At 67.9% G+C, this 23,338-nt stretch carries 25 protein-coding genes; 16 read left to right on the top strand and 9 right to left on the bottom strand.

Annotation, left to right across the window (positions count from 1 at the left end; translation table 11 throughout):
- Positions 1 to 3 precede the first annotated feature (3 nt).
- Positions 4 to 1,572 carry an aminotransferase class I/II-fold pyridoxal phosphate-dependent enzyme gene (locus GV007_RS03240; RefSeq protein ID WP_160070972.1) on the top strand — a complete coding sequence of 523 codons (1,569 nt, stop codon included), beginning with the start codon at positions 4 to 6 and terminating at the stop codon, positions 1,570 to 1,572.
- Positions 1,569 to 2,945 (top strand): flavin monoamine oxidase family protein, encoded by a 1,377-nt coding sequence (locus tag GV007_RS03235; protein ID WP_160070971.1) that lies wholly within the window; start codon positions 1,569 to 1,571, stop codon positions 2,943 to 2,945. Before GV007_RS03240 ends, GV007_RS03235 begins: the two co-directional genes overlap by 4 nt.
- Positions 2,946 to 3,050: 105 nt before the next feature.
- Here GV007_RS03235 and GV007_RS03230 read toward each other — a convergent pair whose 3' ends face one another.
- Positions 3,051 to 4,073: an NAD(P)H-dependent flavin oxidoreductase gene (locus tag GV007_RS03230; protein WP_160070970.1), complete on the bottom strand. Its 1,023-nt coding sequence runs from the start codon at positions 4,071 to 4,073 to the stop codon at positions 3,051 to 3,053.
- Between the two features lie 43 nt (positions 4,074 to 4,116).
- The gene (locus tag GV007_RS03225; RefSeq protein WP_160070969.1) at positions 4,117 to 4,764 is read right to left on the bottom strand and encodes a GntR family transcriptional regulator; all 648 of its coding nucleotides are present in this window, start codon (positions 4,762 to 4,764) and stop codon (positions 4,117 to 4,119) included.
- A gap of 195 nt (positions 4,765 to 4,959) precedes the next feature.
- Between GV007_RS03225 and GV007_RS03220 the strand changes: the two genes are divergently transcribed.
- Positions 4,960 to 5,748, top strand: a complete 789-nt coding sequence (locus GV007_RS03220; protein ID WP_160070968.1) for a hypothetical protein — start codon at positions 4,960 to 4,962, stop codon at positions 5,746 to 5,748.
- 146 nt (positions 5,749 to 5,894) lie between these two features.
- Here GV007_RS03220 and GV007_RS03215 read toward each other — a convergent pair whose 3' ends face one another.
- Positions 5,895 to 6,326: a MarR family winged helix-turn-helix transcriptional regulator gene (locus tag GV007_RS03215; RefSeq protein ID WP_104300286.1), complete on the bottom strand. Its 432-nt coding sequence runs from the start codon at positions 6,324 to 6,326 to the stop codon at positions 5,895 to 5,897.
- A gap of 153 nt (positions 6,327 to 6,479) precedes the next feature.
- Between GV007_RS03215 and GV007_RS03210 the strand changes: the two genes are divergently transcribed.
- From GV007_RS03210 to GV007_RS03195, 4 genes are all read left to right on the top strand, one after another.
- Positions 6,480 to 7,391, top strand: a complete 912-nt coding sequence (locus GV007_RS03210; protein ID WP_160070967.1) for an SDR family NAD(P)-dependent oxidoreductase — start codon at positions 6,480 to 6,482, stop codon at positions 7,389 to 7,391.
- Positions 7,392 to 7,558: 167 nt separating this feature from the next.
- A complete protein-coding gene (locus GV007_RS03205) occupies positions 7,559 to 8,602 on the top strand; it encodes an ABC transporter substrate-binding protein (RefSeq protein WP_236558275.1) in 1,044 nt (347 codons plus the stop codon).
- Between the two features lie 74 nt (positions 8,603 to 8,676).
- On the top strand, positions 8,677 to 9,684 hold the full coding sequence (locus GV007_RS03200; RefSeq protein WP_228502646.1) for an iron chelate uptake ABC transporter family permease subunit: 1,008 nt from the start codon (positions 8,677 to 8,679) through the stop codon (positions 9,682 to 9,684).
- Entirely contained in the window at positions 9,681 to 10,448 is a 768-nt protein-coding gene (locus GV007_RS03195) for an ABC transporter ATP-binding protein (RefSeq protein ID WP_160070965.1), read from the top strand. Before GV007_RS03200 ends, GV007_RS03195 begins: the two co-directional genes overlap by 4 nt.
- Before the next feature lie 98 nt (positions 10,449 to 10,546).
- Here GV007_RS03195 and GV007_RS03190 read toward each other — a convergent pair whose 3' ends face one another.
- From GV007_RS03190 to GV007_RS03175, 4 genes are all read right to left on the bottom strand, one after another.
- Positions 10,547 to 11,227, bottom strand: a complete 681-nt coding sequence (locus tag GV007_RS03190; protein WP_160070964.1) for a response regulator transcription factor — start codon at positions 11,225 to 11,227, stop codon at positions 10,547 to 10,549.
- The gene (locus GV007_RS03185) at positions 11,224 to 12,441 is read right to left on the bottom strand and encodes a sensor histidine kinase (protein WP_160070963.1); all 1,218 of its coding nucleotides are present in this window, start codon (positions 12,439 to 12,441) and stop codon (positions 11,224 to 11,226) included. The genes GV007_RS03190 and GV007_RS03185 overlap by 4 nt, the downstream gene beginning before the upstream one ends.
- A gap of 61 nt (positions 12,442 to 12,502) precedes the next feature.
- A complete protein-coding gene (locus tag GV007_RS03180; RefSeq protein WP_160070962.1) occupies positions 12,503 to 13,327 on the bottom strand; it encodes an ABC transporter permease in 825 nt (274 codons plus the stop codon).
- A gap of 30 nt (positions 13,328 to 13,357) precedes the next feature.
- Positions 13,358 to 14,260, bottom strand: coding sequence for an ATP-binding cassette domain-containing protein (locus GV007_RS03175; RefSeq protein ID WP_160070961.1), 903 nt, complete (start codon positions 14,258 to 14,260; stop codon positions 13,358 to 13,360).
- 291 nt (positions 14,261 to 14,551) lie between these two features.
- Between GV007_RS03175 and GV007_RS03170 the strand changes: the two genes are divergently transcribed.
- From GV007_RS03170 to GV007_RS19010, 9 genes are all read left to right on the top strand, one after another.
- Complete coding sequence (locus GV007_RS03170; RefSeq protein ID WP_160070960.1) at positions 14,552 to 14,866, top strand: hypothetical protein; 315 nt, start codon at positions 14,552 to 14,554, stop codon at positions 14,864 to 14,866.
- Positions 14,867 to 14,934: 68 nt separating this feature from the next.
- Positions 14,935 to 15,729: a hypothetical protein gene (locus GV007_RS03165; protein ID WP_160070959.1), complete on the top strand. Its 795-nt coding sequence runs from the start codon at positions 14,935 to 14,937 to the stop codon at positions 15,727 to 15,729.
- 90 nt (positions 15,730 to 15,819) lie between these two features.
- Positions 15,820 to 16,347, top strand: coding sequence for a GNAT family N-acetyltransferase (locus GV007_RS03160; RefSeq protein WP_160070958.1), 528 nt, complete (start codon positions 15,820 to 15,822; stop codon positions 16,345 to 16,347).
- Between the two features lie 83 nt (positions 16,348 to 16,430).
- Complete coding sequence (locus GV007_RS03155; RefSeq protein ID WP_160070957.1) at positions 16,431 to 16,679, top strand: hypothetical protein; 249 nt, start codon at positions 16,431 to 16,433, stop codon at positions 16,677 to 16,679.
- A 106-nt stretch (positions 16,680 to 16,785) separates the two neighbouring features.
- Entirely contained in the window at positions 16,786 to 18,015 is a 1,230-nt protein-coding gene (locus GV007_RS03150) for a serine hydrolase domain-containing protein (RefSeq protein WP_160070956.1), read from the top strand.
- Positions 18,016 to 18,084: 69 nt separating this feature from the next.
- Entirely contained in the window at positions 18,085 to 19,350 is a 1,266-nt protein-coding gene (locus GV007_RS03145) for a sensor histidine kinase (RefSeq protein ID WP_160070955.1), read from the top strand.
- Entirely contained in the window at positions 19,347 to 20,006 is a 660-nt protein-coding gene (locus GV007_RS03140) for a response regulator (protein WP_160070954.1), read from the top strand. The genes GV007_RS03145 and GV007_RS03140 overlap by 4 nt, the downstream gene beginning before the upstream one ends.
- A gap of 132 nt (positions 20,007 to 20,138) precedes the next feature.
- Entirely contained in the window at positions 20,139 to 20,792 is a 654-nt protein-coding gene (locus tag GV007_RS03135) for a hypothetical protein (protein ID WP_160070953.1), read from the top strand.
- 7 nt (positions 20,793 to 20,799) lie between these two features.
- Entirely contained in the window at positions 20,800 to 21,273 is a 474-nt protein-coding gene (locus tag GV007_RS19010; protein ID WP_201297550.1) for a hypothetical protein, read from the top strand.
- A gap of 32 nt (positions 21,274 to 21,305) precedes the next feature.
- Here the strand turns inward: GV007_RS19010 and purB are convergent, their stop codons facing one another.
- The gene (gene purB / locus GV007_RS03125; RefSeq protein WP_160070952.1) at positions 21,306 to 22,688 is read right to left on the bottom strand and encodes an adenylosuccinate lyase; all 1,383 of its coding nucleotides are present in this window, start codon (positions 22,686 to 22,688) and stop codon (positions 21,306 to 21,308) included.
- A complete protein-coding gene (locus GV007_RS03120) occupies positions 22,685 to 23,239 on the bottom strand; it encodes a low molecular weight protein-tyrosine-phosphatase (RefSeq protein ID WP_308471370.1) in 555 nt (184 codons plus the stop codon). Before GV007_RS03120 ends, purB begins: the two co-directional genes overlap by 4 nt.
- Between the last annotated feature and the right edge of the window lie 99 nt (positions 23,240 to 23,338).

Raw genomic sequence — 23,338 nt, 5'->3', positions numbered from 1 at the left:
ACGATGACCAAAGACTCCGCAGCATCCTCAGATGTGCACAGCCAGGATCGGACCCCGTATGCGGACGCGCTCGACGCGTTCGCGCAGCGAGATCTCGTCCGAGTGATCGTGCCCGGTCACAGCGCTCAGGCCGGTGCCGTGCCAGAGCGCCTCGACCGGTTCATGTCCGATCGCCCGTTCGCGAAAGACTGGACGCCACTCCTCACCGGGCTCGACAAGGGCGATGACAACCCCCTGGATCGCGCGAAAGCACTCGCTGCGGACGCATGGGGAGCCCGCCGGGTCTGGTTCCTCACAAACGGCGCCTCGCAGGGCAACCGCGTTGCCGCGCTCGCCCTCGGCTGCCTGGCATCCGGAATGATCTCCCAGCGCAGCTCGCACAGCTCCTTCGTCGACGGTCTCATCCTCTCGGGCCTCTCGCCGCGCTTCGTGCTCCCAGGGATCGACGTGCAGCGCGGCATCGCGCACGGCGTCTCCCCGGCCGACCTGGAGGACGTGATCGCAGCGAGCGCGGCGGCCGGTGACGACGTGGCCGGGGTCTACATCATCAGCCCGAGCTATTTCGGGGCAGTAGCCGATGTCGAGGGGCTCGCGTCCGTCGCTCACCGGCACGGGCTTCCCCTTGTGGTGGATGCGGCCTGGGGTGCACACTTCGGCTTCAGCCCGCTCGTTCCGGAGAACCCGTTGCGTCAAGGCGCCGATCTGGTTGTCTCCAGCACGCACAAGCTCGGCCAGAGCCTCACACAATCGGCGATGCTGCATTTGGCGGAGGGACCGTTCGCAGACCTGCTCGAACCGCTTGTCGAGCGCACCTTCAACCTCGAGCAGTCCACGAGCGAGAACACGTGGCTGCTGGCGTCCCTCGACATCGCTCGCCACCACCTGAGCACGGGGGCCGAGGCCATCGCCAGGTCGGTGCGCTCGGCGGATGCGCTGCGTGCGGCAGTGCGTGCGAGCAGCGCGCTGACGCTCGTCGAGGACAGCTTCAGCCAGTTCCCCGACATCGTGGCGATGGATCCGCTGCACGTGCCCATCGACGTCTCAGCCCTCGGCATCTCCGGGTACGAGCTCAAGGAGATCTGCGCGAACAGCCTCGGCGTCTACTTCGAAGCCGCGACCTCGCATGCCGTGATCGCCTTGCTCGGGGCGGGGGCCGAACCCGATGTCGAAAGGATCGTGTCGAGTCTCGAGGAGGCGGCCAGGATCGCAGGGGAGGGTCTCACCGACGCGGCCACGCCGCCAAGTGTGCTGCAGCGGACGCTGCCGCCGGCAGGCCGGAGCGTGCTCACGCCCCGAGCCGCATTCCTCGCTCCGAGTGAGCTGGTGCCGGCCGCGCTGGCGGTGGGGCGGGTGTCCTCGGACACGCTCGCGGCCTACCCGCCCGGCATCCCGAACGTCCTGCCGGGCGAGGAGATCACCGAGGAGGTCGTGCACTTCCTCCGCGACACGGCGCGCAGCCACGGAGGGTTCATTCGCGGCGCGGTCACCCGTGACAGCAGTCTGTTCCGGGTCGTACGGTCCGGGTTCGATGGAAACGGCGCCGAGCGCCGGAGACGAGGAGATGCGAGATGACGAGAACTGAGACTGGCCGCACTGATCGGACCCAAGACGCGGACGTGGTCATCATCGGCGCAGGCATGGCCGGGTTGTCTGCGGCTCGGATGCTGCAGGACGCCGGGCGCTCCGTGCTCGTGCTCGAGGCGCGGGATCGTGTCGGCGGGCGGGTGAAGTCGGAGCACCACGGCGAGACGCTCGTCGAGGTCGGCGGGCAGTGGATCGCGCCAGACCAGACGAGGTTGATCGCGGTCATCGAGGAGTTGGGCCTGCAGACGTTCCAGCGCTACAGGACGGGGGAGAACGTCTACATCGGGCCCGATGGCGTCGTGCGCACCTACGTCGGCGAGATGTTCCCGATGCCCCCGGCAACCGTCGCTGAGGCAGAGCGACTCATGGCCGAGCTGCAGACATTGTCGCTCGAGATCGACCCATCGACACCGTGGCTGCATCCTCGGGCTGCCGAACTGGACTCGGTGACCTTGGACGGTTGGCTCCGCGCCCGTTCCACTGATGACGAGGCGGTTGACAACGTCGCGCTCTTCATCGCCGGGGCCATGCTCACCAAACCGGCCGATGCCTTCTCGATGCTCCAGGCCCTCGTCATGTGCGCGAGTGCTGGCGGATTCGATGATCTCGTGGACCCCGACTTCATTCTCGATCGTCGAGTCAGCGGTGGCATGCACCAGGTGCCACTCGCCCTCGCCAAGAGGGTCGGCGAGCATGCGATGCGGCTCAGTACGGATGTTCGCACCATCGCGCACTCCGGCGATCGCATTCTCGTGCGCACGGACGATGCCGATTTCCTGGCCTCGGACGTGATCGTCGCCGTTCCACCGCAGCTCATCTCGCGGATCGACTTCGAGCCTGCCCTCCCGCCGATCAAGCAGCAGGCATATCAGCACCTTTCCAGCGGTCAGGTGATCAAAGTGCAGGCTTGGTACGACGAGCCGTTCTGGCGCAACAACGGTCTTTCCGGCACGGCCTTCAGTCCTTACCAGGACGTGCACGAGGCGTACGACAACACGGTGCCCGGCGACCGTGGTGGCACGCTCGTCGGGTTCGTCTCGGACCGGGTGGCCGATCGTCTCTACGGCCTCTCCGAGGAGGCACGACGCAGTGCCGTTCTCGGGTCGTTCGCTGCGTACTTCGGTGACGCCGCCCTGCATCCACGAACGTATTTCGAGAGCGATTGGGTCAACGAGCGCTACACGCGAGGCGCGTACGGGGCAAGTTTCGACGTCGGTGGCACCGTGCGATACGGCGAGGCGTCCAAGGCCGCAGTCGGGAGGATCCGCTTCGCGAGCTCCGACATCGCCGGACTTGGGTTCACGCATATCGAAGGCGCGATACGCATGGGCGAGGAGGCTGCTCGGTCCATCCTCGCGTGAGCCACCTCTCGAACGTCGATGTGCGAATCGGGAGCTCGTCCGAGGGTCTGAGCGCCACCACGCAGGCGCGACGATGTCCGTCGGTGCAAAAGGACCCCGACAGCCTCACGGTTCCAGAGCATCGAGGATCGCGGCGATGGGGCCCTCTTTCGCCTCTCGCCAGCCCTGTCCTGCCCAGAGGTTGACGAGCGTGCTGTCGCCCGCGGCCGTGGCTTTCGCTCGCATGGTCCGGGTCAGGTGATGCAGCGCTGGGTACCCGACCGGGGCATCCACGTGGCTCGCGACGAAGGCGTTGACGAGCGCACGTGCGGGACGACCCGTGAAGGCCCGCGTGAAGGCCGTCTCGGTGTACTGCTCATCTGCGAGCGCGGCCTTGTGCACTGCAGACGCTCCGCTCTCCTCTGACCGAAGCACCGCGGTGCCGACCGCGACCATGTCAGCGCCTGCGCCGAGGAGCTCGAGCACCTGATCGCGACGCGTGATCCCACCCGACGCGATCAGGGGCAGGTCCGTGACCGTCCGGACGCGCTCGATGAGCGTCGCGAGCGCGATGTTCTCAGGGAAGGTGTCGGGATTCCACACACCGCTGTGTCCGCCGGCGTCGTGCCCCTGAACGGTGAGGGCGTCGGCGCCGGCTGCCGCGGCCTGTCGGGCCTCATCGACGGAGGTCACCGTCTGGATCGTGAGAACCCCTGCCGCCTGCAGCCTCCGAAACGTAACCGCCGAGGGCAGCCCGAACGTGAAGCTCACCACCGGCGTCCGGCTGAGGATGACCGCATCCAGCTTCTCCGACCACTCGTCGTCGTCTTCCAGCCTGGCGGCCATGGTCGCGGCATCATCGTGCGTCGACGCGTGCTCGCGGATGCTCTCCCAGTACGCGACGTATCCCGCCTCGTCGATGGGGTGGGGGTTGGGGACGAAGAGATTGACGCCGAATGCCGACACCCCGGCCTCGGTCACCTCGGCGATCTGCGCGTTCAGCGCCGCCGCGGTCTTGTACCCGCCGGCGAGCTGCGCGAAGTGTCCTGCGCGGGCCGCGGCGATGACGAGGCCAGGGCTGCTCGGGCCGCCGGCCATGGGTGCGACGGCAACGGACCTGAGCGTGTCCAGTGGGGAGGGGAGCGTCATGGTCATGCCTTTCCGCGGGTGCGCGTTGGTTCGGTGATGTGGGTCACAGAGATCCCATGAGGGACCCGTGCGTGTGATGGATGTGCGAGCGGAGCTCGGCGAGGAACGCGCCTCGATCCCCGGTGCGCACGTGCTCGACGAGGCGTCGGTGCTCCGCGATGAACTCCGACCACCGGCCAGCGACGTCGTCGTAGGTTCGGAGCGTCATCGCCGCCTGACGCTGTCGGAGCTTGTCGTAGAACTCCAACAGGATCGGGTTCCCCCCTGCCTCGACGAAGATGCGGTGGAAGTCGATCGTGAGCTGCACGACGCGTTCGTAGCTGCCCTGCTCGAGCTCGGTCAGCTGATCCTGGATGGACTCCTCGAGTCGGATGCACAACCGCTGCCGTGCCTCGACGGACAGGGAATCCAAGGCGGCAGACTCCAGTACCTGCCTCGCGTCCGCGACGGCTCTCGCTTCCTCGGCCGTGAGGGTGCGGACCAGCGCCCCACGCTGCGGGAAGATCGTCACCAGTCCATCTGACTCCAGGCGACGGAGGGCACCTCGCACCGGAGTCCGACTGACCGCCAAGCGCTTCGACAGGTCGTTCTCGCTCAGCATGCTGCCTTGCGGGAATGTGCCGTCGCGCAGCCACGCGAGCAGCTGCTGGTAGGCCACCTCGGTCGCGGTGGGAGGCAGTGGCGTCTTCATGGGCCTAGTGTACAACTGGGATCCCAGTTGTACAGGGGGGGTGCAGCTGGGGCCCATACTCCGAGGCGGCCACCCGGGTCAAGCCGCCACCGGGTTTCGCCGCTCGTTCATGCCTCGCGGGTACTCTGCTTGAAGCGGTTGGGCCTCTCTGCGTGTTGCCGACCTTTCCGCGATTCCCCCATTCGAAGGATGTTCATGAGTTCCCAGCCATCTTCAGGACCGAGTCGTCGGGCCGTCGTCACCACCGCCGCCTGGGTGTTGCCGACTGTCAGTGCAGCACTCGCCGCGCCCCTCGCGGTCGCCTCGACCGCGCCGGCCCCAGAGCCCCTCACGCTGGGTCCTGATGGGGCGGTCGTCTCTGATGGTGAATCCACGATCTCGCTGCGCGGGTTCGCGGCCACGACCGAGGCGGGGTCCCGTCCGCAGACCGTGCAGCTGGCGTACTCCTCGCCGATCACGGGCCCATCGAGCGCCGCCGTCGATTCCGAGACGGGCGAGTTCGAAGTCACGGTCAACGTGAGCGGCTTCTATGCCGGGGCGAGCTCGGGCCAGGAATTCACGGGCACCGTCTCCGCTTCGATCACCGGCGGCACGTCGGTATCGGTGACGGTGGAGGTCATCGCCCCGCGCACCGCACCCGGAGAGACGACCGGCACCATCAACTTCTCCCCCAACCAGTACCGGGGCAGCGAGGTCGACGGGGTCACGATCTTCCCGACGCTCACCGGCGTCGTCACCGTCAATCGCGGTGCGCTCCCGGCCGAGGTCATCCTCAGCTTCTCCGATGTCAGCGAGGGGCGCGTGGATCTGCGCCGCGACGCCGGCCTTCTCGTGCCGATCAACCCGACCACGGGCGCGTTCAGCGTAGACGGCGTGTACAACGCCATCACCGGCGGAGAGAACCCGTTCGGCTTCATCTACGCGGGCGTCAACAACGCCGCGAACGTCACCTACGGCCTCGCGGTTGCGGAGCTCGACGGGTAGTCGATCGCCCAACTCCACGCGCACTGAACTCAGCCCCTGACTGCCAAGTCGGGGGCTGAGTCGTGCGCTGTGGGCACGCCAGGCGGGGCTCAGCTCGACTCATCGGGAGTCAGTAGGAGAGGGGGTATCCGCGTGCCCGAGGGTGTTCAGGCCAGGCGCGACGGTGCGCTTCCGAGGAGCTCGGTGATTCGCGCGAGGTCGGACTCGTCGATGTTGGCGAACGGCGAGCTGGTCGAGGCGAGCTCGACGATCGCGTCGCGAGCTGCACGGCCCTCAGGGGTGAGCTCGATGACGCGCTGTCGGAGGTCGGTGGGGGACGGCTTTCGAGTGACGAGACCCTTGGCCTCGAGCTGGTGGCACATGAAGGTCACGTTCTGCGGGGTGCAGTGCGTTCGTTCGGCGGCCGTGCGCATCGACGGTGCGGGCGCGTCGGGGTCGATCACCCAGAGCAGGTGAGCGGTGACTGCGGTGAGTCCGAACTCTGCAAGTGCCGGCTCGAGCGCGTCGTTGGTGCGCGCGACGACGTCGTATGCGGCGAAGAGGGCCTCAGAGAGCTTCTGTGCGCGTTCGTCTCCCATGCGCACACCCTAGCACTTGCTACAAGACTTGAAGCTTCTGCTACAGTCACTTCAGAACTTGAAGGAAGTGGGCGGTCGACGTGCGGCTGCCGCTTGGCTTCCCCGCGAACGCAACAGCCCCGCGCCCCCGCGCCTGAACGGAAAGCCTGATCAATGGACACACCACGACTCGATGGACAGTCGATCATCGTCACCGGCGCAACCAGCGGCATCGGCTTCTTCGTCGCGGAAGGGCTCGCTCGCCTCGGTGCGCAGATCATCGTCGCGGCCCGCTCCGCGGAGAAAGCGCAGAGCGCCATCGCGCTCCTCGCGGAACCCACCCGCCACCGCCACCTCGAACTCGACCTCGCGGACCTCGAATCCGTTCGCGGGGCCGGGTCGCGCATCGGCGCGGGTCCGCCGGTCCACGGTCTCGTGATGAACGCCGGCGTCATCGCCGCTCACCCCACCTACAGCGAAGGTCCGTTCGGGGTCGAGTCCACGGTCGGAGTCAACGTCCTCGCGCACCTCGAGTTCCTGAGGTTGAGCTTTCCTGCGCTCACGCACGCGACTGAGGCGCGGGTCATCAGCACAGGCAGTTTCCTCACGAAGAAGATCCCGTTCGATGCGGACGGCTGGCTCGCTCCGTCCGCGTATCGTCCTCGCGCCGCCTACGCGATGTCGAAGCATGCCGCGGAGATCGTCGGATTCGAGCTCGACCGACGTCTCGTCGCGAGTGGTTCTCGCGTGAGATCGGTCGTCAGTCACCCCGGTTCCGCGATCGACGCGTTGACGCCGGACCGGCCCCCACTGCATCAGCGCTCCGCGCTCGTCCGCACGCTCGCGGCGGCCGTTGCGCCAGTGTTCTCGAGGGTGGTGCAGGGCAAGGATGCGGCTGCGCAGCCGGCGATCGCCGCGATGACGACACCCATGCTCCCAGCTGCCGCTTACTTCGGCCCCCGGACGGGAGCCACCGGTGCGCCGATCCTCACGACCCCGGTGCCGACAAGCCTCAGCTCTGAACTCGGTCGAAGTGTCTGGCAGCAGGTCGAAGAGCGTCTCGGAGCTCCGATCATCCCTGAGTGATGAACGCGTGTGCCCGTCGCTGTCCGGGTTGTCTGCAGCTCAAGCGCATCGCCGCGTTCTCGGACCTCCGCGCTCTTCCCTGGCGCGCCCGACGCGCGCCCGAGCGCGCAGGTAAGGCTATCCTTAGCGAGCCAGTCGGCAGACTCGACTCGATCCAGGGAGCCCATGTGCGTCAGCGCGCCACCTTCAGCCTCGTCCTCACCGCCGCAGTGGTCCTCGGGCTCTCCGGATGCGGAGCGTCGGAGGCGGTTGAGACCAACTCGGCTGCGAGTGCGGGAGATGGGGCGACGCAGTACCCGCTGACACTCGACAACTGCGGAACGCAGGTGACGATCGACGCGGCCCCGGAAAGGGTCGTCTCGCTCGACCAGAACTCGACGGAGATCCTCCTGTCGCTCGGGCTCCAGGACCGCATGGTCGGCACGGCATCCTGGACCGACCCGGTCCTCGAGTCGCTGGCTGACGCCAACGCCGCCGTCCCGAGGCTGGCCGACAACGCCCCCACCTACGAGGTTGTTCTCGGCGCGGACCCGGACTTCGTGACCGCCTCCTTCGGCCGGCACTTCGCTGAAGGCGGGGTCACCTCGCGCGAACGATTCGCTGAGACGGGCGTCGACAGCTACCTCTCGCCGACGGACTGCGACAACGGGACCAGTATCAACGGCGGAGGGACTCGGACGACGCCGCTCGAGGTCGATGCGCTGTACGCGGAGATCACGGAGCTCGGTGAGATCTTCGACGTCTCGGATCGCGCGGCCGAGCTCGTGAGCGATCTGCAGACGCGCGCGGCAGCGGCAACCGAGGGCGTCGACTTCGACGGCGCGACAGCCGCGTACTGGTTCGCAGACACCAAGACGCCCTACGTCGCGGGTGGCCTGGGTTCTGCCGCCATGCTCGGATCGTCCACGGGGCTCACGAATGTCTTCGCGGACCTCGACGACGACTGGCCCGCGACGACCTGGGAGGACATCGTCGATCGGAACCCGCAGGTGCTCATCCTGGGCGACCTGCAGCGAGACCGTTTCCCTGGCGACCGCCTGGACGAGAAGGTCGCGTTCCTGGAATCCGACCCGCTGACCAAGACGATGGATGCCGTGCAGAACAAGCGCTACATCGACTTGCACGGGGCGGAACTCAACCCGTCCATACGCTTCGTCGACGGCCTCGAGAAGATCAAGGCGTGGTGGGACGAGCACGGGGAGGAACTCTGAGCTCCGCCACGGGCCAGCGTTCCGTTGAACGCGTGAGCCCCGAATCTCCCCGCGCGCCCCGGCCGCGACGCGTGCTGATCGCGTGCGCCCTGGTGCTTGCCGGTCTGCTTCTGCTGCTCGTGTCGGTCGGGGCTGCGATCACGCTCGGGCCGGCGGATATCCTGCCCGTCAACGTCCGTGACATCGTCACGAACCACCTCGGCCTGACCGACATCCCGGTGAAGCTGTCGAAGGACGCGATCGTCTGGGAGGAGCGACTCCCGCGCGCCTTCGTGGCCGCCGCGTGCGGAGTCGGCCTCGGGCTCTGCGGCGTGGTCATGCAGTCGCTCCTGCGCAACCCGCTCGCCGATCCCTTCATCCTCGGCATCTCATCCGGTGCATCGACGGGTGCCGTCGCAATCGGTGTCCTCGGGCTCGGCGGTGCCGCGATCGGGCTCTCCGGTGGCGCCTTCATCGGCGCACTTGTCGCGTTCGGGCTTGTCCTCCTGCTCTCTCAGCTCTCCGGCGGCGGGACCGACAGAGTTGTCCTCGCGGGGGTCGCGAGCACGCAGCTGTTCTCCGCCTTGACGTCGCTGATCATCTTCGCCTTCGCGGATTCCGACGAGACGAGGGGCGTCATGTTCTGGATGCTGGGCTCCCTGGAAGGGGTGAGGTGGGATGACGTCGTGCTCTGCGTCGTCGTCGTCGGCGCCGGGACCGTGCTCTGCGCGAGGTACGCCCACGCCCTCGACGCCTTCGCGTTCGGCCCAGACGTCGCTGCGTCCCTCGGTATCCACGTCGCGCGTACTCGAGCCATCCTCCTCATCGCGACCGCCCTCATCACCGCCACGCTGGTCAGCGTCGCGGGAGCCATCGGTTTCGTCGGCCTCGTGCTGCCGCACGCCGCCCGGCTGCTCGTCGGCCCGCGACACTCACGCCTCATCCCCGCGACCGCGATCATCGGAGCGATCTTCATGGTCTGGGTCGACGCCGGATCGCGAGTCGCGTTCTCGCCCACCCCGCTGCCCGTCGGTGTCGGCACGGCTCTCGTCGGGGTGCCCGTCTTCATCGCACTCCTCGCCCGGAAGAGGAAGCGCACGTGACGATCAACGCGGAGAACGTCTCGTGGAGCCGAGGCGGAGTGCTCGTCGTGGACGGCGTCAGCCTGCACCCCAAGCCGGGCCAGACCGTCGGCCTGCTCGGACCGAACGGGTCCGGCAAATCGTCGTTGCTCCGAGTGCTGCACGGGTTCGTGAAACCAAGCGCTGGCCTCGTGACCCTCGACGGCGTCGACATCAGCACCGTCGGGCGTCGTCATATCGCCCGGTCCGTGGCGTCGGTGACCCAGCATGCGGACACTGACGTGGACATCACCGTGCGCGACATCGCGCGCCTCGGACGGATCCCGCACCGCTCAGGACTCGGAGGAGACACTGCCGCTGACGCCCACGCGGTCGACCGTGCCCTCGCCCATGTCGGGCTGCTCGAGCAGGCCAACCGCTTCTGGCACACCCTCTCGGGCGGAGAGCGCCAGCGCGCCCAGATCGCCCGCGCCCTCGCCCAGGAGCCCCACGAACTGCTCCTCGACGAGCCGACCAACCACCTCGATATCCGGCACCAGCTGGAGCTGCTGGAACTCATACGCGCGCTGCCGGTCACGACCATCATCGCCATCCACGACCTCAACCTCGCGGCCATGTACTGCGACGTCCTCGTCGTTCTGCGCGACGGAGCCGTGGTCGCCGCAGGCACTCCGACCGAGGTGCTCACTCCTGAGCTCATCGAAGACGTCTACGGCGTGACCGCCGAAGTCTCTGTCGACGCCTGCCGGCAGACCCCCGTTGTCACCTTCACGAGGCCAAGCTGACCCAGCGTGTTCGGCGGTGAGCCACAGAACGCTCGGCGCACGAGGCACCTGACTTCACTCCACCCCCGTGCCGCAACGCCACGATCGCTGCCGCCCCGCTACCGCCCGCGGAGCTCGTGCCCCAGGATCACCGCGTGAACCCTGTCGCGCAGGTGCAGCTTGGCGAAGATGCGGTTCACGTGAGATTTCACCGTGGCGGGAGAGAGGTGGAGCGTCTCACCGATCTCGCTGTTGGAGAGTCCGGCGACCATGCACCCGAACACGTCACGCTCGCGCGGGCTGAGCTGGCTGAGCGCGTCGGTGTTCTCGGAACCCCGTGATCGTCCAAGCGGCGACCGGCCAGAGGCGTAGTGATCGATCAATTGTCTCGTGATTCTGGGTTCGACCACGGCCTCGCCAGAATGGACTGTCCTGACCGCCTCACGGAGCCGATCCGGCGGGGTGCTCTTGAGGAGGAAGGCGCTTGCTCCCGCGTCCAGGCCACCGAAGGCGTATTCGTCGATATCGAAGGTGGTGAGCACAAGCACCTTCGTGGTGGGGTGCGCGGTCGTGATGATCCTGGTTGCCTCGATGCCCCCTATGCCTGGCATCCGCACATCCATGATCACGACGTCGGGCTTCAGCTCCCTGGTGCGGCCGATCGCTTCCTCACCCGTGCCTGCGTCTCCGACGACCTCGATGTCGTCGGCAGTGTCCAGGGTCAGCGCGGTGCCCATCCGAACGAGTTCCTGGTCGTCGACCAGCAGGACTCTGATCTTCGGTGAACCGGGCACGGTCATGTTCTGGCTGCCCCGTCGGCCAACAGGGTGGTTCTTGTCATCCAGCCCCCGCCCGGGCGCGGGCCAGCTGTGCTCATTCCGCCATACGTCGCAGCGCGCTCGGCGATACCGAGCAGACCCCGGCCGGCCCCCTGGCTCCGGGCCTGGCCCGCGTGCGGGCCGGCGCGACCGTCGTCGGTGACCTGCACCGTGACCGTGCCATCTGCGACGGCGATGCTGACCTCCACTCGTGTGGCTGCTTCCGCGTATCGAAGCACGTTGGTGAGCGACTCCTGGACGATCCGGTACACCGTCGTCGAGAGTGCCGGATTCTCGGGCATCGTCGCGCCGGAGCGGATGAGGGTGACGGGCATGCCGGTGCCGCGAAAGACCTCGACCACCTCTTCCAGCTCTGGGACGTTGTGTCCCGAACGATGGAGGCTCTCGTCCAAGACCGGGTCTTCCTCGCGAAGCACGTGCAGGACCCTGTTCATGTCAGCCAGGGCGCTTCGCCCGACGTCGCCGAGTCTGCCGAGCGCGAGGGCGGACCGCTCTGGGTGCGATTCCCACCCTTTCGATGCGCCGTCACCGAGGGCGATCATCGTCGAGAGCGAGTGGGCGACGATGTCGTGCATCTCTGCCGAGATGCGCTGCCGCTCCACGACCCGCGCCGTACTGAGCCGTTGGTTCACCAACTCCGTGAGCGCCTCTCGGCGCCGCGCTGCGCTGCGGACGGCGATACCCAGAGCCAGAGCGATCAGCGCCAGGGGGTCGAGGAGTGACGGTGCACGGGGGACGCCCGTCGCCAGGAACATGAGGAGCATGCCTGCTGCGGGCAATCCCACGATGACTGCGTACCCCAGGAGCGCGGTCGCGACGGGAGCCAACGAGGCCAGGGTGTACAGCGCGACTGCCGCGGGCAGTCCGAGGAGCGCGACCGGGGTGGGGAGGAGCAAGCCCGTCGTGCTCACCGAGGCGACTGCCACGAGGATGGTGCGGGGAAATTGTCGCCGCCACAGGAGGAGGCCGCAGGAGAGTGGCACGAGGAGCAGGCCCGGCCAAGGCTCCTGTGCACCTGGGAGCACGAGGACGAGCATCTGGGCTCCCAGGCACAGCAGGGCGACGACCCCGTCGACCGTCCTGGGGTGAGCGCCGAACCAGAGCAGGAGCCGTGTGCTGAGGACGCGGTCGACCTCCGCGGCATCCACCCCTGGCGGTGATGAGCGAGCACTCATACCCCGACCTCCATCCCGAGCTGTGCTCCCATTCTCGCTGCCAGCCCGACCATGAGCGTGCTCAGGCGTCGCGGCGCTTGAGCACGACCGCTGCGCTCACGAACAGCGCCAGCGTCCAGAGCAGCAGGACGGCGGAGCCGCCCCACGGTCCCATTGGGTCAGTGCCGGCGGGCGCCAGGAGCAGCGAGCCAGCTGGGATCGGGAAGAAGCGCATGATCTCAGTGCCGTACTCGGAGAACATCTGCGGGATCACGGGCACGATGATGAGGAACACGATCGTCGCGAGTACCGCGGCGATGACGTTGCGGATGATCGCGCCGAGCGCGATGCCGATGACGCTGATGGCAGCGAGGTAGAAGCCCGAGCCGACGACCAGCCGGAGCAGGTCGGGTGTCTCGAGGACGTAGCTGTACCCACCGCCGGCGAGGATGGGCGGTGCGACCGCGAACCCGATCGCCGAGCTGACGACTCCGATGACGAAGGCGATGCTCACGATGATCGCCGCCTTCGCGAGCAGTGCCGGCGTTCGGCGCGGAACCGAGAGCAGCGTGGTACTGATCTGCCCGGAGCGATACTCGTTCGTGACCATCAGTACCGCGAGCACGGCGAGCACGATGCCGACGTAGCCGGTCTTGTCGACGATCATCTCGGGGTACGCGTCGTAGTTCGCCTGGGCGGAGCCGCGGTCGCGGAAGACGTACGCCCATGGCATCGCGATTCCGTTGGCGACCAGGAGGAGGAACGTGAACCCGGCAAGCACGTTGTTCGAGGCCAGTCCGCGGAACTTGATCCATTCGGAGCGGACTGCGCCACGCAGGCTGACGTTCCGGACGGGGAACTGGCGCACGATGCGGGAAGGAGTGGCGGCGGTGGTGGTGGTGCCCATGAGAATGGTCCTTTCGTGGAGCAAGCGAGATCAGGACGAGGCGTACTCGACGGAGTCGCGGGTGAGGTGGTTGTAGGCCTCTTCGAGGGTTTGCCGTAGGGGCGTCAACTCGGTGATGAGCACCCCCGTCTCGTGGGCGGCGCGGGCGATCTGCTCGGTGGTGAGGCCCTCCACCTCCAGCAGCTCGGGCTCGCTCGAGACGATCCTCACCCCCGTGCTCGTCATTCGGCGAGTGAGCGTGAGCGCATCCGAGGTGCGCACGCGGACGCGGAGGCCCTTCTGCTCGGTAAGTGCGCTGAGCGGTGAGTCCGCGATGATCTCGCCGCGGCCGATGATGATGACGTGGTCCGCGATGAGGGCCAGCTCGCTCAGCAGGTGCGATGAGAGGAAGACCGTTCTCCCCTCGGCCGCCAGCCGAGCCAGGAGCTCGCGGACCCAGGTCACGCCCTCGGGGTCCAGGCCGTTGACCGGCTCGTCGAGGATGAGCGTGCCTGGGTCGCCCAGCAGCGCCGCGGCGATGCCGAGGCGCTGACCCATGCCGAGGGAGAATCCACCGACCTTCTTGCGAGCGACTGCGCTGAGGCCGGTTGCCTCGAGGACCTCGTCGACGCGCGAGCGCGGAATCCGGTGCGTCGCTGCGATCGAGGTGAGGTAGTTCAGTGCCGTGCGGGACTTGTGCGCCGCCTTCGCGTCGAGCAGGGCGCCGACCTCGCGCAGCGGTGCCGCGAAGGCCCGGTACTCGGTGCCGTCGATGCGTGCACGCCCGGAGGTGGGGTGGTCGAGGCCGACGATCGAGCGCATCGTCGTCGACTTTCCTGCTCCATTCGGCCCAAGGAACCCGGTGACCTTGCCCGGCTGGACGGTGAAGCTCACATCCCGCACCGCGTGCTTTCCCTTGTAGGTCTTGGTCAGGGCCTCAACTTCGATCGTCATCTCGTCGCGCTCCTCGTCATAGCGGTTGTCTCGTGCTCACGACGCTACGGACGAGGGGGTGGTGGCGGATGCCAACCAGGGGTTGAACTGCGGCTCCTCGCGACCGGTGGCACGTCACGGTCTCAGCAAACTCGCGGGCACCCCGCCTCTCATTTAGCTAGGTTAACTAGATAAATATTTGCAGGGCTCGAGGGAGAGCGGCCAGCTCCGACCCCCTCACGGAGAGAGGGTCACCATGACGCACTCAGGTCGGTGCACGTTGAGCCGTGGCCCGATGCGAGGTGGCGCGCGATGAGCACGGTCGTCACAGAACAGCCACGTGCCGACGGGGCATCGGAGCCAGGAGACGACACGCTGAATGCCGACCTCGTGCTCGTGGGATCCGGAGACCGTGCAGCGCTGTCTCGTCTCTACGATGCCCTGAGCCCGACGATGTTCGCGCTGGCGCTCAGACTCCTCAATCGAGAAGATCGAGCGCAAGAAGCCACCACCCATGCCTGGTTGACCATCTGGCAGTGCGCGCCTCGTCTCCCGCAGGGACGTGCGCGGCAGACGATCCTGGCCGCGACGGTTCGGTCGGTCTCGAAGCTGGCAGATGCCGAGTGACCCCGAGCGCGTCATGAGGGTTGTGCGCCCACCGCAGTGCTCAGACGCGTCCCCATTAGCCTGATCGCATGTTCGGACCTGCCCCAGACGCCGCTCAGCTCGACGCGCTGCTCCGTGACTGGGCCGATGCGACGTCCCCAGCGACGAAGATTGCGCTCGGTGTTGGTCTCGCGCAACTCGGCGACTTCACGGTCCGTGCTGAACTGCTCGACACCTACAGCGGCGACACCTCTTCGCTCGAGCGCGAGGAGAAGCTCCAGCTCCTCGACCTGCTCATCGCCACCGCAACAGAACGCGAGGCAACGGACGACCGCCTGTTCGTCTTGCCCGATCACGACGACGGTTCCATCTACCTCCGCCTCGCCGGTTCCGGCCGGAGCCTCCTGGCCCGCGCAGCCACGGTCCGCTACGTCGAGCTCGCACGCGTCTTCGACGAGATCCGCGACATCACCTTCGAGCTCGCCACCGACAGCGGGTTCGACCTGTCCGGTGTCGAGTTCGATCTCTACGACGAGGACTCGACCGTCGACGCGTGGGAACGGGAGATGGCAACGGCGTTGGCCGACGTCGCCGCGAGCTACGTCTTCCGAGGGGCAGCATTCACCCCGCAGCACGTCATCGATGAGCTCCTGGAAGGCGTCGACCGAGCGGCAGCCGGGGGCCCAGTGCTCATCCGACCGGACGCTGAGCTTCTCGCCACCTGGACGGGCCTCGAACACCCCACCATCGGCCCCACGATCGGGCCAGATGACGTCGCGGCGTTCGCCGCGTACGCCGATCGGCTCCTCGCCCTTCCGTGGCGCGCCGGAGTCAAGTACTTCTTCGGTCACGACGTCGACGACGGGCCCGGTCTGCACGGCTGAACACTTCGTTCCTGGCATCGTCGGCGCTAACGTGGAAATGTACGCACTGACCGGAGTCCGTCCACTTCTTCGCGCTCGAAGGAAGCTGTCATGACCTCCCCTGAAGCACCGTCCGCTCCGCAGCACTCGATCCGCCAGCTCGACCAGCCCGGGGACCTCGCCTGGGTACTGCTCGCCCACAAGGTCTTCTCGGATTCCTTCGAGGATGGCCGTACCTACGAACGTCTTGTCGCGCACGCCATCGAGGGCTATGCCGACGGCGAGGAACGCGAGCGTGAAGGGGCGTGGATCGCCGAGCTCGACGGAAGACGCGTGGGAAGCATCTTCTGCATGGCAGGGGAGGACGGCGAAGCCGCGCTCTTGCGGCTGCTGATCGTCACACCCGACGCGCGGCGCCGCGGCATCGGCCGGGCGCTCGTCGACACTGGTATCGACTTCGCCCGGAGACGAAACGCGTCACGTGTCGAGGTCTGGAGCGCCCGTGAGTTCACTGCAGCGGCTGGCTTCCTCCAGAGCGCCGGCTTCTCCCTGCTCTCTCAGGAGCTCGACCCGCGATTCGAACGGGACGTCGTCGGGCAGCGATGGGCTCGCCCGCTCGAGGCCTTCTCCACTCGATGAGCGGCGGAGGTGTGCCGCCACCGAGCGTCGCGGGGTGTCGACGGGTACATATTGGTGTCGGGAGAGGGTGAGACACTGCCGTGATGACTGAGCAGACCCCGCATCTCGTGACTCTCGACCTGACCGACGAAGATCGCCACTCCGTCCTCATCACCGCACTTCAGGAGTACGCCGACGCTGCCCTCGACAAGGTCGAGCGCCCGGAGAGCACCACCGCGGAGCGCGACCACTTCCAGATCGTGGCGACCACCGCCCAGGGCTTCGTCGACGAGATTCTGGCGGCAAGCGGTTATGCAGCTCCGGTCCCGGCACCTGATCTGTCCTCGACCTGACGGTCGCGCTGCTCGCGACCCCGAAGGTCGCTGACTAGCCGCGTGGGCAGGCTCGACTGTTCGCAAGGATGGGGTGCGACGCGATGCGTTTCGTCACGCTGGATACATGGAAACGCAACGAACCGCAGACGCACACCCCACTGATCCGTCAGCCCAGGCCGGGAATGGCAAACCGAAGAAGGTGACCGCAGTCATGGCCGCGGCGGGCGTGCTCGCTGCCGGCGCGATCGGCGTCGGTGCGTGGTCGAACGCCGCCAACGCCGATGCCAGCCCAAACCCCCATGCGGCGACCATGCAGGCGCTCGTCGACGCGGGATACCCCGGCGTGCTGGCATCCGTCACCGACAGCGAGGGCAGGACCTCGAACCTCGCCCTCGGACAGGGGGACATCGCCACGGGAGACACACCGCCCGTGGACGGGGAGGTGCGCATCGGCAGCAACACGAAGATGTTCGTCTCGACGATCGTCCTCCAGCTCGCCGATGAGGACCAGGTTGCCCTCGACGAGCCGATCGACACGTACCTGCCCGGCCTCATCACCGGGGATGGGGTCGACGGCACGAAGATCTCCGTGCGCCAGCTCCTCCAGCACACCGCAGGCCTGCCCGAGTACGCCGACAAGATCGCGGCGGACGCGTTCGGCGCGCAGCAGACGTACATCTCGCCCAGGGCCATGCTCGACGTCGCCTTGGAGAGGCCCGCGGCGTTCGCCCCCGGGGAGCGGTGGGCGTACAGCAACACGAACTACCTCGTGCTCGGGCTCATGATCGAGGCGGTCACGGAACGGGCCCTCGCCACCCAGATCGACGACCGCATCGCCGCGCCGCTCGGCCTTGAGCACACCTATCTGCCCGCGCCGGGGGAACGGCAGCTGCGCGGCCAGCACCCCCGCGGCTACCACGCCGAGACGGCCGGCGACCTTCGCGACATCTCCGACCTGGACCCCGCGTTCGGCTGGGCCGCCGGCGCGCTCGTGTCGACGCCGTCCGAGCTCAACACGTTCATGCGCGCCCTCCTCGACGGCCAGCTCATGAGCGCGGCGGCGCTCGCGGAGATGCAGACGACGGTTTCCGCCAGCAACGAACTGACCCCTGGCGCCGCGTACGGCTTGGGCATGCAGAGCTACCCGCTGTCCTGCGGCGGAGTCGCCTGGGGGCACGGGGGAGACATCCCCGGAACCCAGACCCGCAACGCCGTCGGCCCGGACGGTACTGCCGTGACGATCGCCGTCACCGCGCTGCCCTGGGCGGTCGTGTCGCCCGTCGACAACGAGCAGCTTCTCGCGCAGTACCGGATGATCACTGACGCCCTCGACGAGATGCTCTGCGGGCGGTAGCGAATGACGCGTTCACCGTTGGGTGGTGGCCTCGTCCGTGGCCACCACGCGGCGTGGTTGAATCGGGTCATGCGCTCATCGCCGCGGAACTCGGCCGTGATCGGCGCCCTCTGGTCTGCGACGCCCAGTCTCCTCGTGCTGGCGGGTGCCTTCGGATTCCTCGCGATCGGTACCTGGGATCGCGCGATCTTCGCGTCGGTCCCCGGCACCGGGTCCCCGCTTCCTCTGGCAGCGCTCCTCGCCGTCCAAGCGCTGCTGCTGTGGCCGAGCCGCTTCCGCCCGCTGCCCGTGTTCGGGGCGATCGTCGGCATCGATCTCGCGATCCTCGGCACGACGGCCGGGGAGCTCGGCATCGGCGCACTCGCGGTGGGCATCGCCTCATACCGGGTCGTTCGGCAGCTGCCCCGCAGGACGGCACTCATCGCGCTCGGCGTGGGGGCAGCCGCGACGACCACGGTCGGTGGCGTCGCGATGCTGCTCGGGTCACGCGAGGCGCCGCTCATCCTCACCGCAACGCTCCTCCTGCGCATCCTGCTCCTCTACGTCCTTCCCGCGGGTATCGCCGATTACGTGCTCGGGCGGGAGCGGTTGACGGATGCGCTCCGCGAGCAGGCGCGCATGGCCGAGCAGCGACAGGTGGAGCGGGCGCGCGGTGAACTCAGGGCGGAGCGCACCGCGCTCGCACGGGAACTCCACGACATCGCCGGCCACCACCTGTCGGGCATCATCGTCAGCGCGCAAGCGGCAACCACCCTGACCCGCTCGGACCCCGACCGGGCGAGGGCCATGATGCAGGGCATCCAGGACGACGCACGCACGACGCTCGTCGATCTCCGGCGGACCGTCGGTCTGCTGCGAAGCGACGACGATGAGCGCACAGGCGGCCCTGATCGCCCGAGTCCCACCCCGAACCTGGAGGGGATCGCGACGCTCGTCGATGCCGCGCGGGAGCGGGGCCAGGCTGTCGACTTCTGTGTCACCGGTGCGTCTCGGCCACTTGGCCCGCTGACGGAGGCCACCGCGTACCGCATGGTGCAGGAGTCACTGTCGAACGCGGCACGTCACGCCCGGGGTGCGCGGAGCGAGGTCAGCGTGCGATTCGATGACGGCGGGGTGGAGATCGTCGTCGCGAACGCGCCAACCGGGCGCGTACCGGATGCGGTCGGGCCGCCCGCGCCCGCGCAGCGGGGGTACGGACTCTCCGGCATGGCCGAACGAGCCGAGCTCGTGGGCGCTGCCCTGAGCGCAGGGCCGACGAGCGCCGGCGGGTGGCGGAATGCGCTCACGATCCGCGGCGCGGGCCAAAGCGCGAACCGAGACGGGGAGAACTCATGATCCGGATCCTCATCGCCGACGACCAGGCGGTCGTCCGCGCCGGGCTGTCGGTGATCCTCGGCGCGGAGCCCGACTTCGACGTCGTCGGCGAAGCCGCCGACGGTGCAGAAGCGGCTCGGCTCGCGCGCGAGCTGAGCCCCGACGTGGTCTGCATGGACATCCGCATGCCCGGAACCGACGGCATCGCTGCGACGCGGATGATCGCTGCAGAACCCTCGCTCGGCGCTGCGGTGCTCATCCTCACGACCTTCGACGTCGACGCTGATGTGTTCGCGGCGCTCGAGGCCGGGGCTGCCGGGTTCCTCCTCAAGGGCGCGGATGAGGGGACGCTGCTCGCCGCGGTCCGCTCGGTCGCCGCGGGGCACGGGACGCTCGACCAGCGCCTCACCCGGCGCATCCTCCACGAATTCGCCGAACGGCGGCGGCCCGCGTCCCAGCCCGCCCCGCCGACGGAGGTCGCGCTGACGGAGCGGGAGCTCGACGTGCTCCGGCTCCTCGCGCGCGGCCTGTCCAACGCGGAGATCGCCGGTGAACTGTTCGTCGAACCCACCACGGTGAAGTACCACCTCGCGGGGCTCCTCCAGAAGACCGCGTCAAGGGACCGCCTGCAGGTCGTGCTCTGGGGCATCCGCGGCGGACTCGTCGACGTCCGCTGAGCGAGGTCGCAGCGGAGCGCAGATGACGTGGCCCTGGCGGCTGCCAGGTTGCAACACGGTGACGTCGTCCCGCGCCGGGGAGCCGTGCGGTACCGACTGGGTAGACTGGCGGCAGATCGTGAGGAGCGAACGATGACGATGCAAGTGGGGCCTACAGCAGTCCCGGAACGCCTGTGGATGTCGATGATCGCCCGCGCCGTGCCCGCGCTCATCATCGCCGCCGTCATCACCTTCTCGCAGGATCACTCTGCGGCGTTCGGGTTCATCACGTTCGGAGCATTCGCCCTCGCATCCGGCGTGCTCATCGGCTTCGAAGCCGTCGGCTTCAAGGACCACCCGGCGCGCGCGCTCACGTTCGCGCGTACCGTCGTCTCGGCGCTCGCCGGAGGCTTCGCCCTCTTCATGGGCACCGCAGAGACCGAGCACGCGACCGCCGCCGCCTTCATCGCGACCGTCGCCACCTGGGCCCTCGTCACGGGAGCGCTCGAACTCATCAGCGCCCGCGTCGGACGCGCCACCAAGTTCTTCTCGCGCGAGGTGCTCATCACCGGCGCCGTCACCGTGCTCCTCGGACTCCTCGTCGCGATCATCCCGCCAGACCTCCGCGTCGACTACGGCGGAATCGAGCAGGTCGAGGGCACCCTCACCGCATCCGTGCAGACCGTCGGCTACGTCGGCGCCTACCTCGCAGTGCTCGGCGTGCTGCTGGTCATCGAGGGGATCACCCTCCGCGGCATCCTCGCGGATGCACCAGCCGCCAAGCCAGAACTCACCAAGAAAGCCTGATTCCCCAGTGACACAACCCAAGCGCCGCGCGCTCATGAAGCCCTTCGAGCTGCTCGGCATCTCCGCCGTGATGGCGGGCTTCGTGCTCCTCATCCTGCTGCTCACGACACAGGACTTCCTGCTCGGCATCATCTTCGCCGGTGTCGCCTTCATCGTCTCGATCCTCGTGCTCGCGATGCTCGTGCTCTCCTACTCGCCGAACCCCGAGAACGAGATCTACCTCGACCGCTTCGAGAATGCAGAGCAGGGCGTCTCCCGCAGCGACGAAGGCGAGCAGAGCCGCGCGGCCACGCAGGCGGCGGCCGCAGACGAGACGACACCCGTCGTCGACGAGGCTGCAGCTGGAACGGAGCCCTCAGAGCGCATCGACGCACCTGAGCAGGCAGCGGCGACCGAGGAACCCGCATCCGCGCTCCCCGCAGATGCAGAAGAGGCCCCGCTCGACGAGACGACGTCGAACGAGGCCCCCACCGGCAAGTAGCTGGAGAACCAGCGGGCGTTCTGCCCGCCCGCTCAGCTCAGGTGGTCGACGAGGCGCGACGAGGCGCCCGTGTAGCTGCCGGGCGTGAGGGCGAGGAGCGAATCCTTCGCCTCCTGGCCGATGTCGAGGCCCGTCACGAACTCCACGAGATCGGCCTTGCCGATGCGGCGGCCGCGCGTCAGGTCCTTCAACACGGCGTACGGGTCGGCGATGGATGAACGACCCGCGACGATCTCGGCCCGGATGACGGTCTGGATCGCCTCGCCGAGCACCTCCCAGTTGCCGTCGAGCTCGTTCGCCAGCAGCTCCTCGTCGACGGCGATCTCGCGGAGTCCACGCGTCACGTTGTCGAGCGCGAGCAGCGAGTGGCCGAACGCGACACCGATGTTGCGCTGCGCGCTCGAGTCGGTGAGGTCGCGCTGCAGGCGCGAGGTGACGAGCGTCGAGCCCAGCGAGTCAAGGAGAGCGCTCGAGATCTCGAGGTTCGCCTCCGCGTTCTCGAAGCGGATCGGGTTGATCTTGTGCGGCATCGTGGACGAGCCCGTCGATCCGGCCTGCGGGATCTGACGGAAGACGCCGCGCGAGATGTAGGTCCACACGTCGGTGCAGAAGTTGTGCAGGATGCGGTTGAAACGCGACACGTCGGCGTAGAGCTCCGCCTGCCAGTCGTGCGACTCGATCTGCGTGGTCAGCGGGTTCCAGGTGAGGCCGAGGCCGCTCACGAACTCGTCGGCGAGCGTCTCCCAGTCGGTGTCGGCACTCGCCGCCTGGTGCGCGGCGAAGTTGCCCGTCGCGCCGGCGAACTTCCCGAGGTACGAGGTTCCCTCGACGCGCTTCAGCTGGCGGCGGAGCCGGTGCGTGAACACGGCGAGCTCCTTGCCCAGCGTGGTCGGCGTCGCCGGCTGGCCGTGCGTGAGCGACAGCAGGGGCACATCCCGCAGCTCGACGGCGAGCTCCGCGATGCGGTCCGCGAGCCCGGAGGCCGCGGGGAGCCAGACGTCGGTGACGGCGTCGCGGATGGTGACCGCGTACGAGAGGTTGTTGATGTCCTCGCTCGTGCAGGCGAAGTGGGTGAGCTCGGCGAGCTCGCTCAGCCCGAGCTCCTCGAGGCGGGCGCGCACGTAGTACTCGACGGCCTTCACGTCGTGACGGGTGCGAGCCTCGACCTCGGCCAGCTCGTCGATGTCCTTCTGGCCGAAGTCGGTGACGAGGGCACGCAGAGCTGCGGCCTTGTCTGCATCGATCTTGTGGGAGCCGAACATCTCACGGTCGGTGAGGAACAGCAGCCACTCGACCTCGACGTGCACGCGGGCACGGTTCAGCGCGGCCTCGGAGAGGTGCTCGCCGAGACCTTCGACGCTCTTGCGGTAGCGCGAGTCGAGGGGGCTCAGCATCTGGGGAGGGAGGGGGCTCATTGTGCTCCTTGGGACGAGGACGATCCGGCGCGCGCCGTCAGCGCAGCCCGGACGACCGGCTCGATCTGACGAAGAAGCTCCTCGCACGCGCTCGTGATCATGTCGCGCACGTGGTCGAAGAGCTGATCGTTGCCATAGTACGGGTCTGGGACTTCCGTGATCCCGCCCGGGGGCGCCGGGTGGAAGGTGAGAAGGGGCTGCACGAGCGAGCGCTGCTCGTCGTCGGAGGCCCATGCCTTGAGGATGCGCCGCTGGCCGCGGTCGAAGGTGATGATGAGGTCGAACGTGTCGAACCAGTCGACCTCGAACTGCTTCGCGCGATGGTTCTCGGCCGTGAACCCGGCCCGCTCGAGCGCGGACTGCGTGCGGGGATCCGCCTTCTCGCCCACGTGCCATTCGCCGGTTCCCGCCGAGCTGATGCTCACGGCGCTGCCGAGGCCGATCTGCTCGACCATGTCGCGGAAGATGACCTCCGCCATCGGGGAGCGGCAGATGTTGCCGGTGCAGACGAAGATGATGCGAAAGACCGCGTCCTTGCTGTTTTTCGCCATGACGCCCATTGTCACGCATTCAGCACCGGTTCGCGTGCGTGTTCACCCGCTCTTTCGCTGCCCGTCGGAGCGAAGCCGCACTCTGCAGGCATCTGGCCT

It is taken from the genome of Pseudoclavibacter sp. 8L (genome assembly GCF_902506465.1).
Lineage (GTDB): Bacteria > Actinomycetota > Actinomycetes > Actinomycetales > Microbacteriaceae > Pseudoclavibacter.
Note: the sequence above shows the minus strand (reverse complement) of the source record. Positions and strands in the feature narration are given on the sequence as shown.